Here is a 13155-nt window from a genome sequence, read left to right as displayed (position 1 = left end):
CCCTGCTTCACCATCGCCGCCCGGTATTCGTCCCAGTCGGGGTGCTCACCGGCGATGTTGCGGTAGTACTCGACCAGCGCCTCGACGGAGTCGGGCGAGTCGATGACCTCGGCGGTGCCGTCGACCTGTACCCAGGGCCCGTTCCAGTCGTCGCTCAGCACGAGCACGCTGACCCGCTCGTCCCGCTTGGCGTTGCGCGTCTTGGCCCGCTCCGGGTAGGTGGACACGACGATCCGGCCCGAGTCGTCGACCCCGCAGGTCAGCGGGGAGGACTGGGGGCTGCCGTCGGCGCGCCGGGTGATGAGGATCGCGCGGTGCCGGGGACGTACGAAGTCCAGCAGCTCGTCGAGGGAGACGGACGTGTTGGTCGCGATGTTCGGTGCCATGGGGCCAGCGTAGGCGCCGGGGCGGCGCGGGGGCGGGCGCCGAGGCCGACCCTGCCGTGCCCATGTCCACCCCACGTCCACGCCCACACGCATGTCCCTGCGCCTGCGCCTGCGTCTGCCCGTGCCCGCGCTCACGCCTGCGGCAGTGACTCCCCCTGCACGGCCTGGATGTCCAGTTCGACCTTGAGCGTCGTGCCGATGGCGGCGATGCCCGCCTGGACGACCTGGTTGTAGGTGATGGCGAAGTCCTCGCGGTGCAGGTCGGCCGTCGCGCGGAAGGCCGCCCGGGTGCCGCCCCAGGGGTCGGCGCCGGTGCCGAGGTAGGCGAGGTCGAGATCGACGGGGCGGACGACGCCGCGCAGGGACAGGTCGCCGTGGACGGTCCAGCGGTCCGGGCCCGCGGCCGTCAGGCCGGTCGAGCGGTAGGTGATCTCCGGGTGGGCGCCGGCGTCCAGGAAGTCCGCCGAGCGCAGGTGGGTGTCGCGCATGGCGTTGCCGGTGTCGATGGAGGCCGCGCGGATCACCGCAACCACCCGCGACGCGCCGATGTCGTCGGGGGCGATCTCGACGGACGCGGTGAAGTCGGTGAACCGGCCCCGCACGCTGGAGATGCCGAGGTGCTGGGCGACCGCGCCGACCGTGGAGTGCGCCGGGTCGACGGTCCACGGGCCGGGCGGCGGCAGTTCGGTGCCGCCCTGCCGGGCCAGCGTGACCGTGCCGACCTCGGCCCGGCCGCTCGCGGTCACCAGCGCGCTCGCGGCGGCCGGCGCGTATCCGACGGCGGTGACGATCACGGTGTACGCCCCCGGCGCCAGCGCGGTCGTGTCGCGTACGGCACCCTCCGCGTCGGCCTCGGCGCGCAGCACCTGCGTGCCCGTCGTGTCCGTCACCGTGACGACCGCGTGCGACACGGCCCATCCGTCCCGGGTGCGGATCCTCGCGGTCAGTCCCATCTCACGCAACTCCTCGAAGAGACCGGCCCGTGGCGGGGAGCACCCCGCCACGGGCCGGTGCCGTGTCGTGCTACTCGCCGGGGTGGGCGAGTTCGATGTCGTGGCCGTCCACGCCGGTGCCGGCCACGGTCAGGGCGGTGGCCACCGGCGGGTAGCCGGTCGCGATGACCGTGTAGTCGCCGCCGTCGAGGTCGGTGAAGGCGTACGCCCCGTCCACGCCGGTGGTGGCGGTGCCGACCACGTTGCCCGCCGCGTCGACGAGCGTCACGCGTGCGTCGGCCAGCGGACCGTGCGGCGCCCGGACGACGCCCTGGACCTGCGCCCCCGCGTCGAGGACCAGCTCCACGCGGGTCACCCCGGTCGCGCCGACCTCGACGGGCAGGGCGCGCGGCCGGAACCCGGCGGCGTTGACCGCGACGGTCACGGCACCCGGCACCAGTTCGGCGAAGGAGAACTCGCCCTGCTCACCGGTGGTGCCGGTGGCCAGCAGATCGCCCCGCACGTCGGTGACGACGACCATGGCGTGCCCGACGGGCTCGCCCGTCTCGGCGGCCCGCACGACACCGCCGAGCCCGCTGGTCCCGCTGAGCAGGATGTCGTACGCGACCGGCTCGCCGGTGACGACGATCGTGGACGCCTGCGGCTGGAACCCGTCGGCGGAGGCGATGAGGACGTACGAGCCCGCGCCCGGCGCGTCCAGTCCGTAGGAGCCGTCGGCCTGCGCGACCGAACGGCCCAGCTGACGGCCCGCGAGGGAGATCAGCGTGACGGCGGCCTGCGGCACGGGCGCGCTCTCGGCACCGCGGACCAGACCGCGGACCGGGATGCCGCCGGAGGAGGCCGCGGGAGCCTCGGCGGTGGCGGTGGCGGTGGCGGCGAGCCGCTGCGTGTCCTCGGGACCGGTCTCGGCGGCGGCGCCGGCGAGGGCCTGCCCACCGGCGGGAGCCGCGGCCGCGACGGCGGCCGGAGCCTTGGCCTGGGCGGGGGTGTCCTCGGAGTCGGTCTGCGCCAGCGCGCCCTTGGTCCGCAGCGGGACCTCCTTGATGAACAGGGTGATGAGGAAGGCCAGCAGGGCCATGACGGCGGCGATCAGGAAGACGTCCGCGATGCCGTGGCCGTACGCGCTCTCCATGACCGTGCGCAGCGGCAGCGGCAGCTTGTCCATGTCGGGGATGGCGCCCCCGGAGTTCGAAGCGGCGGAGGCGTAGTCGGGGCCGAGGCCCGCGATGCCGTCCCGGGCGTAGTCGCCGATGCGGTGGGCCATGACGGCGCCCAGCGCCGAGACGCCCATCGCACCGCCGAGGGAGCGGAAGAAGGTGACCGTGGAGCTGGCCGCGCCGAGGTCGCCGGGGGCCACCTGGTTCTGCGTGGACAGCACCAGGTTCTGCATCATCATGCCGACGCCGAGGCCGAGCAGGGCCATGAAGACGGCGGTCTTCCAGTACGGGGTGTCGTAGCGGATGGTGCCCAGCAGGCCGAGGCCCGCCGTGATGAGCACACCGCCGCCGACCAGCCAGGCCTTCCACTTGCCGGTGCGGGTGATGAGCTGTCCCGACACGGTGGAGGAGACGAAGAGCCCGCCGATCATCGGGATCGTCAGGACACCGGACATGGTCGGCGACTCGTCGCGGGCCAGCTGGAAGTACTGGGCGAAGAAGACCGTGCCGGAGAACATCGCGACGCCGACGAACATCGAGGCGGCGGAGGACAGCGTGATGGTGCGGTTGCGGAAGAGGCGCAGCGGGATGATCGGTTCGGCCGCCCGCGACTCGACGAGCACGAAGACCAGCCCGAGCGCGATCGAGCCCGCGACCATCGTGTACGTCTGCCACGACAGCCAGTCGTACTTGTCACCGGCGAAGGTGACCCAGACCAGCAGCAGCGAGACCGCGGCCGAGATGAAGAACGCGCCGGCCCAGTCGACCTTGACGTCCCGCTTCACGACGGGCAGGTGCAGGGTCTTCTGCAGCACGATCAGCGCGATCACGGCGAAGGGCACGCCGACGTAGAAGCACCAGCGCCAGCCCAGCCAGCTCGTGTCGGTGATGACACCGCCGAGCAGCGGACCGCCGACGGTGGCGACGGCGAAGGTCGCGCCGAGGTAGCCGGAGTAACGTCCGCGCTCCCGCGGGGAGATCATCGCCGCCATGACGATCTGCGCGAGGGCGGAGAGGCCGCCCACGCCGACGCCCTGCACCACACGGCAGGCGATCAGCATGCCGGGGTTCTGCGACAGACCGGCGGCGGCCGATCCGAGGACGTAGACGACGAGCGCTATCTGGACGAGCGCCTTCTTGTCGTACAGGTCGGCGAGCTTGCCCCACAGGGGGGTCGTCGCGGTCATCGCCAGCAGGGTGGCGGTGACGACCCAGGTGTAGGCGGACTGGCCGCCGCCGAGGTCGCCGATGATCTCCGGGAGGGCGTTCGAGACGATCGTGGACGACAGGATCGCCACGAACATGCCGAGGAGCAGCCCGGAGAGGGCCTCCATGATCTGCCGGTGGGTCATCGGAGCGTCGCCGGCGGACCCTCCGCCGTGCTTCGCGTGAGCCCGCACACCGGCTGGTGTGGTCGTTGCCATGGGCTTCCTTCTCTTACGTCGCTTGTGCGGGTGTACGGGTGGTCCGGTCACGTGACGGTCCACGTGGGTGTTCGCTCTCGGGAACGGGAGGGGGCCGGTGGGGCCGGTGCGGGGTGGACCGGCAGTCGCCGAAGCTGGCGCGCAGCCGGGTCATCAGCCCGATGAGCTGACCGACCTCGTCGTCGGTCCAGTCGCTCAGCCGCTCCGCCAGCAGATCGGTGCTGCGGCGGGTCAGCTCGGCGAGCATCGCGTGGCCCTCGGGGGTGAGGCGCAGGATCCGCGAGCGCTTGTCCGTGGGGTCCGGGGACCGCTCGATCCAGCCCCGTTCGGCGAGGTGCGCGGCGTGCCGGCTGGTCACCGACATGTCGACGGCGAGCAGCTCGGACAGGGCACTCATGCGCAGGTCACCGTGCCGGTCGAGCAGCGTCAGCACCCCCGCCGAGCCGGGCGAGCAGTCGGCCGGCAGTATCCGCCCGAGGTCCCGCTTCACGGCTCCGACGGCGCTGAGCTGACGCGCCAGCTCCTCGAACTGCGCCTGCCCTGCCATCACACCTCCCGCTTTTGTTGCTTAGGGCAACCATAGAAGCGCTTGGTTGCTGCAGGCAAACAAACGGGGGGTGGGTGCCGCAAAAAGTTGGCAAAGGCAAGTGTTACGGAAGTAAACGCCCAGGTGGAAGAACCGGCCGAGCACGCCGAGCAGGTCGAGCACGCCGAACCGGCCGGGCCGGAGTACGCCCCCGCTTGGGCTGCCCCGGCCGCTTTCGCTAGTGTCTCGGGGCATGGCTAACACGCAGGGCCCCCAGGGCAACCACGACCCCGCCGGCAGCACCCAGATGTTCCGGGCGTTCGTCGACGAGGGCACCCCCCAGGCATCCCGCCAGGCCCCGGCCCCGGCTCCGGCAGGCCCCCGTCTCGGCCTGATCCTCGGCGTCGTCGCGGCGGTGGCGATCGTGGCGGCGGTGGCCTGGCTGGCACTGAAGTAACGGACGGGACGGCGCGCCCCGGCGGTACGGCCCTCTCGGCGGCGCCCGCTCGGGGCGCGCCCGACCGCACCGGACGGTCTGCCCGGACCGGGCGCGCCACACGCCCGCGGCCGGCGCCCGGACCTGGATCCCAAGAGCCTGTCCGGCGAACGCCCGCACGCCGCCCTCGTGTCGGGCGCCCGGGCCGAGCCCTGCCCCGACCTGACCGCAGGCATGCGTCCCGGCTCCACGTCCCGGTGGGCGGCCGCCCCGGGCTCCGTCCCCCGGCCGCCACCCGCACCCCCGGTCGGTCGGCGCAGTCGCTCCCCCCCCCGCACCGACACGCCCCGTCTCTCCGCGCGCATGCCCGGGGGACCCGCCGGGCATGCGCGCAGACCGTCCAGGTGCCGCGCTCGCGGGCTTTCGGGCCGACCGGCACCAGGAAGCTCCCCGTCGACTCGATCGTCGCCCAGGCGGCGCCCAGGGCGCCGACGACGTGCGCCCTCGGCGTGACCTGGCCCGAACAGCCCTGCGCGCCGCCCGAGTTGTGGAAGGCGAGCGTCACCTCCTCGCACCACCGGCGGTCCGCGACGGCACGTTCGGGCTCGCTCACGGCCGGGGTGGCCGGGCCGCTGTCCCCGTCCGCCGACAGGACTTCCGCACCTACGACGACGGCCGCCGACGCGTCCGGTGAGGCGTCCCGGCGGCCCTGTGCCCACGTCGGCCGGCGCATCGCACCGATGACGTCGACGGTCCGTCGGCAAGCAGGCCCGCGAACGGTGGCGCGGACCCTGCGACGGGACCGCGCCACGGCTCAGTCGGAGATCAGGCCCTCGCGGAGCTGGGCCAGGGTGCGCGTGAGGAGGCGCGAGACGTGCATCTGGGAGATGCCGACCTCCTCGCCGATCTGCGACTGCGTCATGTTGGCGAAGAAGCGCAGCATGATGATCTGCCGTTCACGCGGCGGCAGCTTGGCCAGCAGGGGCTTCAGCGACTCGCGGTACTCCACGCCCTCCAGCGCCGTGTCCTCGTAGCCGAGGCGGTCGGCGAGGGAGCCCTCGCCGCCGTCGTCCTCGGGGGCCGGCGAGTCGAGGGAGGAGGCGGTGTAGGCGTTGCCGACGGCCAGCCCGTCGACCACGTCCTCCTCGGAGACGCCCAGGACCAGGGCCAGTTCGGCCACCGTCGGCGAGCGGTCCAGCTTCTGGGAGAGTTCGTCGCTGGCCTTGGTGAGGGCCAGCCGCAGCTCCTGGAGGCGGCGCGGGACCCGCACCGACCACGAGGTGTCGCGGAAGAAGCGCTTGATCTCGCCCACGACCGTCGGCATCGCGAAGGTCGGGAACTCGACGCCCCGTTCGCAGTCGAAGCGGTCGATCGCCTTGATCAGGCCGATGGTGCCGACCTGGACGATGTCCTCCATGGGCTCGTTGCGCGAGCGGAAGCGTGCCGCCGCGTACCGCACGAGCGGGAGGTTCAGCTCGATGAGCGTGTCCCGGACGTACGCGCGCTCGGGGCTCTCCTCGTCGAGCGCGGCCAGCCGCAGGAACAGGGAGCGGGACAGGGTGCGGGTGTCGATGGCTCCCGTGGCCGGGAGCGCCGGGACGGGAGCGGCCTCGAGGGCCGTGACGTCGTCGAGCACGTCGGGCTCGACGGGCGTGACGGGCTCGGTGGGCGCGGACTCGCTCTTCGTGAGCATGAGCACCTTCGAGCTGCCCTGGTCTGCGGACATGCCACCCCCTTTGGGTCGCGGGACGGTCGTGGCGAACGCTCCGGATCGAGGAACGCCAGCCTTCACCTGAATACCGGAGCCGAAGCCCCGGCAAACGCGCTTCCGGCAGAATGTCACATGTCGGCAACACGCTGTAGTGACATGTCGACATGCGAGTCACGAATAGGCCCTGGAAAGAGGGGGTGTGACGGTTTTTCAGCACGGTTCGGGCGGGAAGCGCCCCAACGGGTGATTCGCCCGAGCCGGTGATGGATCGCTCCCGCGTTCGGCTGCGGATCTTCCCCCCGAAGGACCCCCCGAAGGACCACACGTCGCCGTCCGCCGAGGCGCTGCCCCCGCCCGCCGGGGTGTGGTGCGGCCTGCCGGGTGCTGTCGCCGCCCGGGAAGGAGCCGTGACCGCCGGGGGCCGCTGCCGCCCGCCGAAGGGCCGTCACCGCCCGCGGAGGGCCTGGCGGCGGCCGTCAGGCGTCGATGCGGTTCGCCGACCGCAACCGCTGGAAGCTGCGCGCCAGGAGGCGCGAGACGTGCATCTGGGAGACCCCGAGTTCCGCGCTGATCTGCGACTGGGTCAGATTGCTGTAGTAGCGCAGCAGCAGGATCCGCTGCTCGCGTTCGGGGAGCTGGACCAGGAGGTGGCGGACCAGGTCGCGGTGCTCCACCCCGTCCAGCGCCGGGTCCTCGTAACCGAGCCGGTCCAGCAGGCCGGGCAGTCCGTCGCCCTCCTGCGCGGCCTCCAGGGAGGTCGCGTGGTACGAGCGGCCGGCCTCGATGCAGGACAGCACCTCGTGCTCGGCGATGCGCAGCCGCTCGGCGATCTCGGCGGTGGTCGGCGTCCGGCCGAAGGCGGTGGTCAGGTCCTCGGTGGCGCTGTTGACCTGCACCCACAACTCGTGCAGCCGGCGCGGAACGTGGACGGTGCGCACGTTGTCGCGGAAGTACCGCTTGATCTCGCCCACGACCGTCGGCATCGCGAAGGTCGGGAACTGCACGCCCCGGTCGGGGTCGAAGCGGTCGATGGCGTTGATCAGGCCGATGGTGCCGACCTGGACGACGTCCTCCATCGGCTCGTTGCGGGAGCGGAAGCGGCCGGCGGCATAGCGTACGAGCGGGAGGTTGGCCTCGATGAGCGCCCCGCGCACGCGGTCGTGCTCCGGGGTGCCCGGTCGCAGGTTCTTCAGCTGGGCGAAGAGCACCTGGGTCAGTGCCCGGGTGTCCGCGCCGCGGCGCCGTTCGGGCGTCGGGGCGGGTGCCTCCTCCTGAGGCGGCGCAGTACTGGCCGACACGGTCAACGCCACCTCTTCGTCAGATCAACATCGGTCAACTCATCCATCAAAAGCGGTCATAGCATCACAAGACATGTGCAGTGTGTGCAAGCACCCCATAACACCGTGTTGAGCGAGAAGTTGGGCGCAGGACGCGCGAAAGCCCCCCGCCGTTTTGGCGGAGGGCTCAGTGCGGCACGGTCCGGTCCGCGCGCCGGAGGCCGGGGGCGGGGGCGCGAAGACGGGCGCGAAGCGTCAGGTGCGAAGCGTCGGGCGCGAAACGCCGGGCGCGAAGTCGGGAGCCCGGCCGGGCCGCGGCGTCAGAACGCGTAGTCGGCGACCACCCAGGTGGCGAACTCGCGCCAGAGGGCCACGCCGGCCTGGTGCGCAGGGTGCTCGAGGTACCGCTTCAGGGCTTCCGCGTCCTCGACCGCCGAGTTGATCGCGAAGTCGTAGGCGATGGGCCGGTCGCTGATGTTCCAGCCCAGTTCCCAGAAGCGCAGCTCCTCGATCTGTCCGCCCAGGGCGCGGAAGGCCGCTTCGCCCTCCACCACCCGGGGGTCGTCGCGGGTGACGCCTTCGTCGAGCTTGAAGAGGACCAGATGGCGGATCAAGGGCACTCCCGGTGAGTACGGCTGCCGGCTGCTACTTCGCTCCGTCGGCGAGCCAGGTGAAGAAGTCGCCGATGGCGCTGGCCGCGTCCGATATGCCCTCGAAGGCTATCTGGACGTAGTCCGCCGCCTTCTCCGGGTCCGTGATGATCACGTAGAGCACGAAGACCACGATCACGTAGACGGCGATCTTCTTGGCGTTCACCGCCACCGCGGCCTCCCTCTGAGTGCTGCCCCTGGGGCCCCCTGCTGCCGGCCGCGAGTGTAACCCTCACATCGTTTCATCCGACCAACGCCACGACGGGGCAGGGCGTTTCGCGGGGACGCCGTGCCACCGCACAGCAGAACACCCCCTGACCCGTGTCGCCACGGGTCAGGGGGTGTCTTCAGCGGTAGCGGAGGGATTTGAACCCTCGGTGACTTGCGCCACACTCGCTTTCGAGGCGAGCTCCTTCGGCCGCTCGGACACGCTACCGAGAGAGACCTTACAACAAGGTGAGCCCCGCTTTGAAATCGGATTCACCGGGAGCGGAAGAACTCGGTGAGCAGCCGGGCGCAGTCCGCGGCGAGGACGCCCTCGATCACCTCGGGGCGGTGGTTGAGCCGGCGGTCGCGGACGACGTCCCAGAGGGAGCCGGCCGCGCCCGCCTTGTCGTCGCGGGCGCCGTAGACGACCCGGTCCACGCGGGACTGGACGAGGGCGCCCGCGCACATCGTGCACGGCTCCAGGGTGACGACGAGCGTGCAGCCCGTCAGCCGCCACCGGCCGGTCCGCGCGGCGGCCCGCCGCAGGGCCAGCACCTCCGCGTGGGCCGTGGGGTCGCCGCCCGCCTCGCGTTCGTTGTGGCCGGCCCCGAGGACGGTGGTGCCGTCGGCGGCCAGGACGACGGCACCGACGGGGACGTCGCCGCCGCGGGCGGCCAGCGCGGCCTCGTCCAGGGCGAGCCGCATCGCGGCCCGCCAGCGGTCACGTACGGGGTCGGCGGGCCGGCCCCCCTCGGTCGGTGCGGTCAGCGGACGGTCTCCAGGACCTCCGAGGCCCCGAGGGACTCGGCGATCTCGGTGAGCGCGTCCGAGGACAGCGACCTCAGTTCCTTCTCGCCGACGCCGAGGTCGTCGAGGATGCCGGCGTCGCCGACCGGGCCGTGCGGCACCGCCTCGGCCGAACCGGCGCTTCCCGCGCCGTCCCCGTCGTCCTCGGCGTCGCCGTCCTCGGTGCCGTCGAGGTCGAGGGCGTCCAGGTCGTCGGCGTCACCCGGATCTCGGCCGAGCAGTTCGTCGGTGAGGAGGATCTCGCCGTACGAACTGCGGGCGGCGGCGCTTGCGTCGGAGACGAAGATGCGCGGGTCCTCCTCGCCGTCGATGCGGACGACCCCGAACCAGGAGTCCTCCTGCTCGATCAGCACGAGGACGGTGTCCTCGTCCGGAGAGGCCTCCCGGGCCAGGTCGGCGAGATCCGACAGGGTTTCCACATCGTCGAGCTCTGTGTCGCTCGCTTCCCACCCGTCTTCGGTGCGCGCGAGCAGTGCGGCGAAGTACACCGTGACTCCCACTGGTCTTAGGCGTGCCGGTTGGGGGTCCCCCCGGCGGAGGTTACGGGCGGAGAGAGCTCAGGCTCCGAGCCCCACCCACTCGGAATCGTGGCAGAAACAAGGCGTCAAGGGGACGTCTTCGGCTCCCTGTGTCCGGACGTTTTGACCGCGGGTCCACGGGGACGTCCGCGAGCAACTCACCAGCGCACTCGTTGCCACCACCGCGGATCGTACGCGGCTTTGCCGTGCGGTCACGCACGCCCACCCCCGTTAACGTGCGTGACGGCGGCGGTCTTCCCAACGGGCACCCAGCGGACCGCTACCAGCGGAACGTGCGCATGCGCATAGCGTGTCGGAGTCGGGCCGTCTTTGCGCGGCGCGGCTGGACGCGGTCACGCAGCTCGCGGGCCTCGGCCAGCTCGCGCAGGAACTGCGCGCGTCGTCTGCGGCGCTGCGCTTCGGTCTCCGACGGCTCCTCCGACGGGTTCTCCGGCGGCTCCTCCGCTTGCGGCGCCGCACGCTCTGGCAGGTCAGGCATTGGTCCACCACCCTGGTCCGTTTCCACCACCTTCCCTGCGAAGGGCGGTTTGATGCCGACGAACGGTTCAAGCGAGGGGGAGAAGGTCACTGTGTGTGGGGACGCCGGGCCGGTCGGGCCCGGTTACTGTTGTGGACATGCGTCTCCACGTCGTCGACCACCCCCTGGTCGCCCACAAGCTCACCACGCTGCGCGACCGCCGCACCGACTCCGCGACCTTCCGTCGCCTCGCCGACGAGCTGGTCACTCTGCTCGCCTACGAGGCCACCCGGGACGTGCGCACCGAGCAGGTCGACATCATGACGCCGGTCGCCGGCACCACCGGCGTCAAGCTCGCCCGCCCGCGTCCGCTGGTGGTGCCGATCCTGCGGGCCGGCCTCGGCATGCTGGACGGCATGGTCCGGCTGCTGCCGACCGCCGAGGTGGGCTTCATGGGCATGATCCGCGACGAGCAGACCCTCCAGGCCTCCACGTACGCCACGCGCATGCCGGAGGACCTGTCCGGCCGTCAGGTGTACGTCCTGGACCCGATGCTGGCCACCGGCGGCACGCTGGTCGCCGCGATCCGCGAGCTGATCAGGCGGGGCGCCGACGACGTGACCGCGGTGGTGCTGCTGGCCGCGCCCGAGGGCGTGGAGGTCGTCGAGCGCGACCTGGCGGGCACGCCGGTCACCGTCGTCACGGCGGCCGTCGACGATCACCTCAACGAGCACGGCTACATCGTCCCGGGCCTGGGCGACGCGGGCGACCGTCTGTACGGCGCGGCCGAGTAACACCGCCCCACCGCTGGGGTACGGCGCTCAGCAGCCCTTCTTCGTGGTCGCCGTCGGCTTCGGTGCGGCCAGGGCCGTCAGTTCCCTGGTCGCTTCCGGTCGGCCGGTCAGCGCCTTGAAGCCGTTGCCGATGATCAGGTCGATCGCGGTGCCCTTGCGGGCGGCGTCGGTGCGGCGCTCGGCGGCGGTGAGCTGGGTGGCCAGCACCGGCAGCGAGGTGTTCAGCGAGGCCGCCGGGCCGAGCAGTACGCCGGTTCCGGTGACCTTCTTGTCGTACTGCGGGCCGGCGTTGCCCACCTCGCCGATCCGGAAGCCGCGCTTCTTCAGTTCGTCGGCGGTGGTCTTGGCGAGGCCGCTGCGCGTGGTGGCGTTGAAGACGTTCACGGTGATCTGCGCGGGCCTGGGCAGGACGGCCGGGGACACGGTGGCCGCGGGGCTCGCCTTGGTCGAGCAGCCGGCCTTCGCCCCGGCCGCCGAGGCGTCGGCCCCGCCGCCGGTGAAGACGTCGATCAGCTGAAGGGTGCCCCAGCCGGCCACGCCGAGCACGGCTCCGCAGGCGACGACGACGCCGACCAGCCTGCCGCGTCGTCGGGACGGGCGCATCCGGGGGTACTTGTCCCCCGTGATCCGGTATTGGCCGCCCATGCCGGGGGGAGTCAGCATGCTCATGAGCGCAGCGTAGTGCGCCGGGGCGGCCATGCCTACTAGATGATCATTCGACAGCGCGCAGAGCACCCGAAAGGGCCAACCGGCCCTGGGCCGGGAGGCAGGAGGTCGGGCTGTTCGGGGACCGGCTCAGTCCAGTTCGAGCACGCGCGCGTGGAGCACCTGGCGCTGCTGGAGGGCGGCTCGGACCGCGCGGTGGAGTCCGTCCTCGAGATACAGGTCTCCCTGCCACTTCACGACATGCGCGAAGAGGTCGCCGTAGAACGTGGAGTCCTCGGCGAGCAGGGTTTCCAGGTCGAGCTGCTGCTTGGTGGTCACCAGCTGATCGAGGCGGACCGGGCGCGGCGCGACGTCCGCCCACTGCCGGGTGCTTTCCCGGCCGTGGTCGGGGTATGGCCGGCCGTTTCCGATGCGCTTGAAGATCACACGGAAAGCCTACCGGTCCTGACGTTCCGGGCGCAGCCATGGCGGCGGAGTGTGAGGCCGGAAAAGAGGTGGCGAACCGGGGCACAAGGGAAGGGGTGAGTGTCGGCGAGGCCGCCGGGACCGCCTCCGGGTACGCCTTCACCGGCCCCGTCCGCGGCACGGATGCCGGTGGGGCCGGTGGGGCCGGTGGGGCCGGCCTCCGGCACGATGGGCGGCGAGGTCGTCGGCACCGTCCTCTGCGGGAACGGTGCCTCCGAGCCGGTCGCCGCGACCCGGCCGCGCCCCCGGGTCCCCGTGCGTCCGGTCCGGTGGCGTGGCTGCCCCGCCGGCCCCGGGCGGTGACGGCGTCCGCGTCCCGCGGCGGCTGCGCACAGGCTGTGGACGGCGAGCGCGAGGGCCGCGCCGGGCCTGCGGTCTGCGGTTCGTGGCCTGCGGCCTGCGGTTCGTGGCCTGCGGTCCGCGGTCCGCGGTTCGTGGTCCGGGTGGACGGGGATCGGGCTGGGGCCATGGGGTGGGGATCACGTTCTCCCCCTTCCGTGCCGCACGGCGGAGGCGGCGGCCCGCCTCCGCCCCGCGCGTCAGTGACCCCGGTCGTCCTCCGGGATCGGCCGCCCCTTCTGCCGGTCGGTGATCTTGGTCTGCGGCTTCGGTGTGCTGCGTGCGGCCTCCGCGCGCAGCAGGGCGCGCAGGACCGCGTACGGGTCTGTCGGCATGGCGTGAGTCCTGTGTTTCTCGAAGC

General features: G+C 72.3%; 16 protein-coding genes and 1 tRNA gene. 2 read left to right on the top strand and 15 right to left on the bottom strand.

What is annotated here, in order from left to right:
• The 4 genes from ACIP5W_RS05685 to ACIP5W_RS05670 all read right to left on the bottom strand — a co-directional run.
• A partial coding sequence (locus ACIP5W_RS05685; RefSeq protein ID WP_401467211.1) for a PPOX class F420-dependent oxidoreductase occupies window positions 1-386 on the bottom strand: 386 nt, incomplete at its 3' end.
• 131 nt (window positions 387-517) lie between these two features.
• A complete protein-coding gene (locus tag ACIP5W_RS05680; protein ID WP_401467208.1) occupies window positions 518-1339 on the bottom strand; it encodes a YceI family protein in 822 nt (273 codons plus the stop codon).
• Between the two features lie 70 nt (window positions 1340-1409).
• Window positions 1410-3920, bottom strand: a complete 2511-nt coding sequence (locus ACIP5W_RS05675; RefSeq protein WP_401467205.1) for an MFS transporter — start codon at window positions 3918-3920, stop codon at window positions 1410-1412.
• 13 nt (window positions 3921-3933) lie between these two features.
• Window positions 3934-4467 (bottom strand): MarR family transcriptional regulator, encoded by a 534-nt coding sequence (locus ACIP5W_RS05670; RefSeq protein WP_366060205.1) that lies wholly within the window; start codon window positions 4465-4467, stop codon window positions 3934-3936.
• Between the two features lie 232 nt (window positions 4468-4699).
• On the opposite strand from ACIP5W_RS05670, the gene ACIP5W_RS05665 reads away from it, so the two are divergent.
• The gene (locus tag ACIP5W_RS05665; protein WP_363090865.1) at window positions 4700-4903 is read left to right on the top strand and encodes a hypothetical protein; all 204 of its coding nucleotides are present in this window, start codon (window positions 4700-4702) and stop codon (window positions 4901-4903) included.
• A gap of 793 nt (window positions 4904-5696) precedes the next feature.
• Here ACIP5W_RS05665 and ACIP5W_RS05660 read toward each other — a convergent pair.
• The 8 genes from ACIP5W_RS05660 to ACIP5W_RS05625 form a co-directional block, all read right to left on the bottom strand.
• Entirely contained in the window at window positions 5697-6608 is a 912-nt protein-coding gene (locus ACIP5W_RS05660; protein ID WP_401467200.1) for an RNA polymerase sigma factor SigF, read from the bottom strand.
• A gap of 461 nt (window positions 6609-7069) precedes the next feature.
• A complete protein-coding gene (locus ACIP5W_RS05655; protein WP_363090905.1) occupies window positions 7070-7897 on the bottom strand; it encodes an RNA polymerase sigma factor SigF in 828 nt (275 codons plus the stop codon).
• Between the two features lie 293 nt (window positions 7898-8190).
• Window positions 8191-8484, bottom strand: coding sequence for a Dabb family protein (locus tag ACIP5W_RS05650; protein ID WP_398094506.1), 294 nt, complete (start codon window positions 8482-8484; stop codon window positions 8191-8193).
• 31 nt (window positions 8485-8515) lie between these two features.
• A complete protein-coding gene (locus ACIP5W_RS05645) occupies window positions 8516-8692 on the bottom strand; it encodes a hypothetical protein (protein ID WP_363090862.1) in 177 nt (58 codons plus the stop codon).
• A gap of 179 nt (window positions 8693-8871) precedes the next feature.
• Window positions 8872-8956: transfer RNA gene (locus ACIP5W_RS05640), tRNA-Ser, on the bottom strand.
• 44 nt (window positions 8957-9000) lie between these two features.
• Window positions 9001-9432, bottom strand: coding sequence for a tRNA adenosine(34) deaminase TadA (gene tadA / locus ACIP5W_RS05635; RefSeq protein WP_382782568.1), 432 nt, complete (start codon window positions 9430-9432; stop codon window positions 9001-9003).
• A gap of 59 nt (window positions 9433-9491) precedes the next feature.
• Window positions 9492-10022 carry a hypothetical protein gene (locus ACIP5W_RS05630; protein WP_401467195.1) on the bottom strand — a complete coding sequence of 177 codons (531 nt, stop codon included), beginning with the start codon at window positions 10020-10022 and terminating at the stop codon, window positions 9492-9494.
• A 310-nt stretch (window positions 10023-10332) separates the two neighbouring features.
• Window positions 10333-10551, bottom strand: coding sequence for a hypothetical protein (locus ACIP5W_RS05625; protein WP_366060197.1), 219 nt, complete (start codon window positions 10549-10551; stop codon window positions 10333-10335).
• A 137-nt stretch (window positions 10552-10688) separates the two neighbouring features.
• On the opposite strand from ACIP5W_RS05625, the gene upp reads away from it, so the two are divergent.
• Window positions 10689-11324: a uracil phosphoribosyltransferase gene (gene upp / locus ACIP5W_RS05620; RefSeq protein ID WP_382782575.1), complete on the top strand. Its 636-nt coding sequence runs from the start codon at window positions 10689-10691 to the stop codon at window positions 11322-11324.
• 27 nt (window positions 11325-11351) lie between these two features.
• On the opposite strand, the gene ACIP5W_RS05615 is transcribed toward upp, so the two are convergent.
• From ACIP5W_RS05615 to ACIP5W_RS05605, 3 genes are all read right to left on the bottom strand, one after another.
• A complete protein-coding gene (locus ACIP5W_RS05615; RefSeq protein ID WP_401467191.1) occupies window positions 11352-11993 on the bottom strand; it encodes a LytR C-terminal domain-containing protein in 642 nt (213 codons plus the stop codon).
• Between the two features lie 126 nt (window positions 11994-12119).
• A complete protein-coding gene (locus tag ACIP5W_RS05610) occupies window positions 12120-12416 on the bottom strand; it encodes a type II toxin-antitoxin system VapB family antitoxin (protein WP_004943146.1) in 297 nt (98 codons plus the stop codon).
• 578 nt (window positions 12417-12994) lie between these two features.
• On the bottom strand, window positions 12995-13129 hold the full coding sequence (locus tag ACIP5W_RS05605) for a hypothetical protein (RefSeq protein WP_366060195.1): 135 nt from the start codon (window positions 13127-13129) through the stop codon (window positions 12995-12997).
• Between the last annotated feature and the right edge of the window lie 26 nt (window positions 13130-13155).

This window comes from Streptomyces sp. NPDC088766, from assembly GCF_044750845.1.
Taxonomy (GTDB): Bacteria; Actinomycetota; Actinomycetes; order Streptomycetales; family Streptomycetaceae; genus Streptomyces.
The sequence above is the reverse complement of the archived record's forward strand: the minus strand, read 5'-3'. Positions and strand labels throughout refer to the sequence as shown.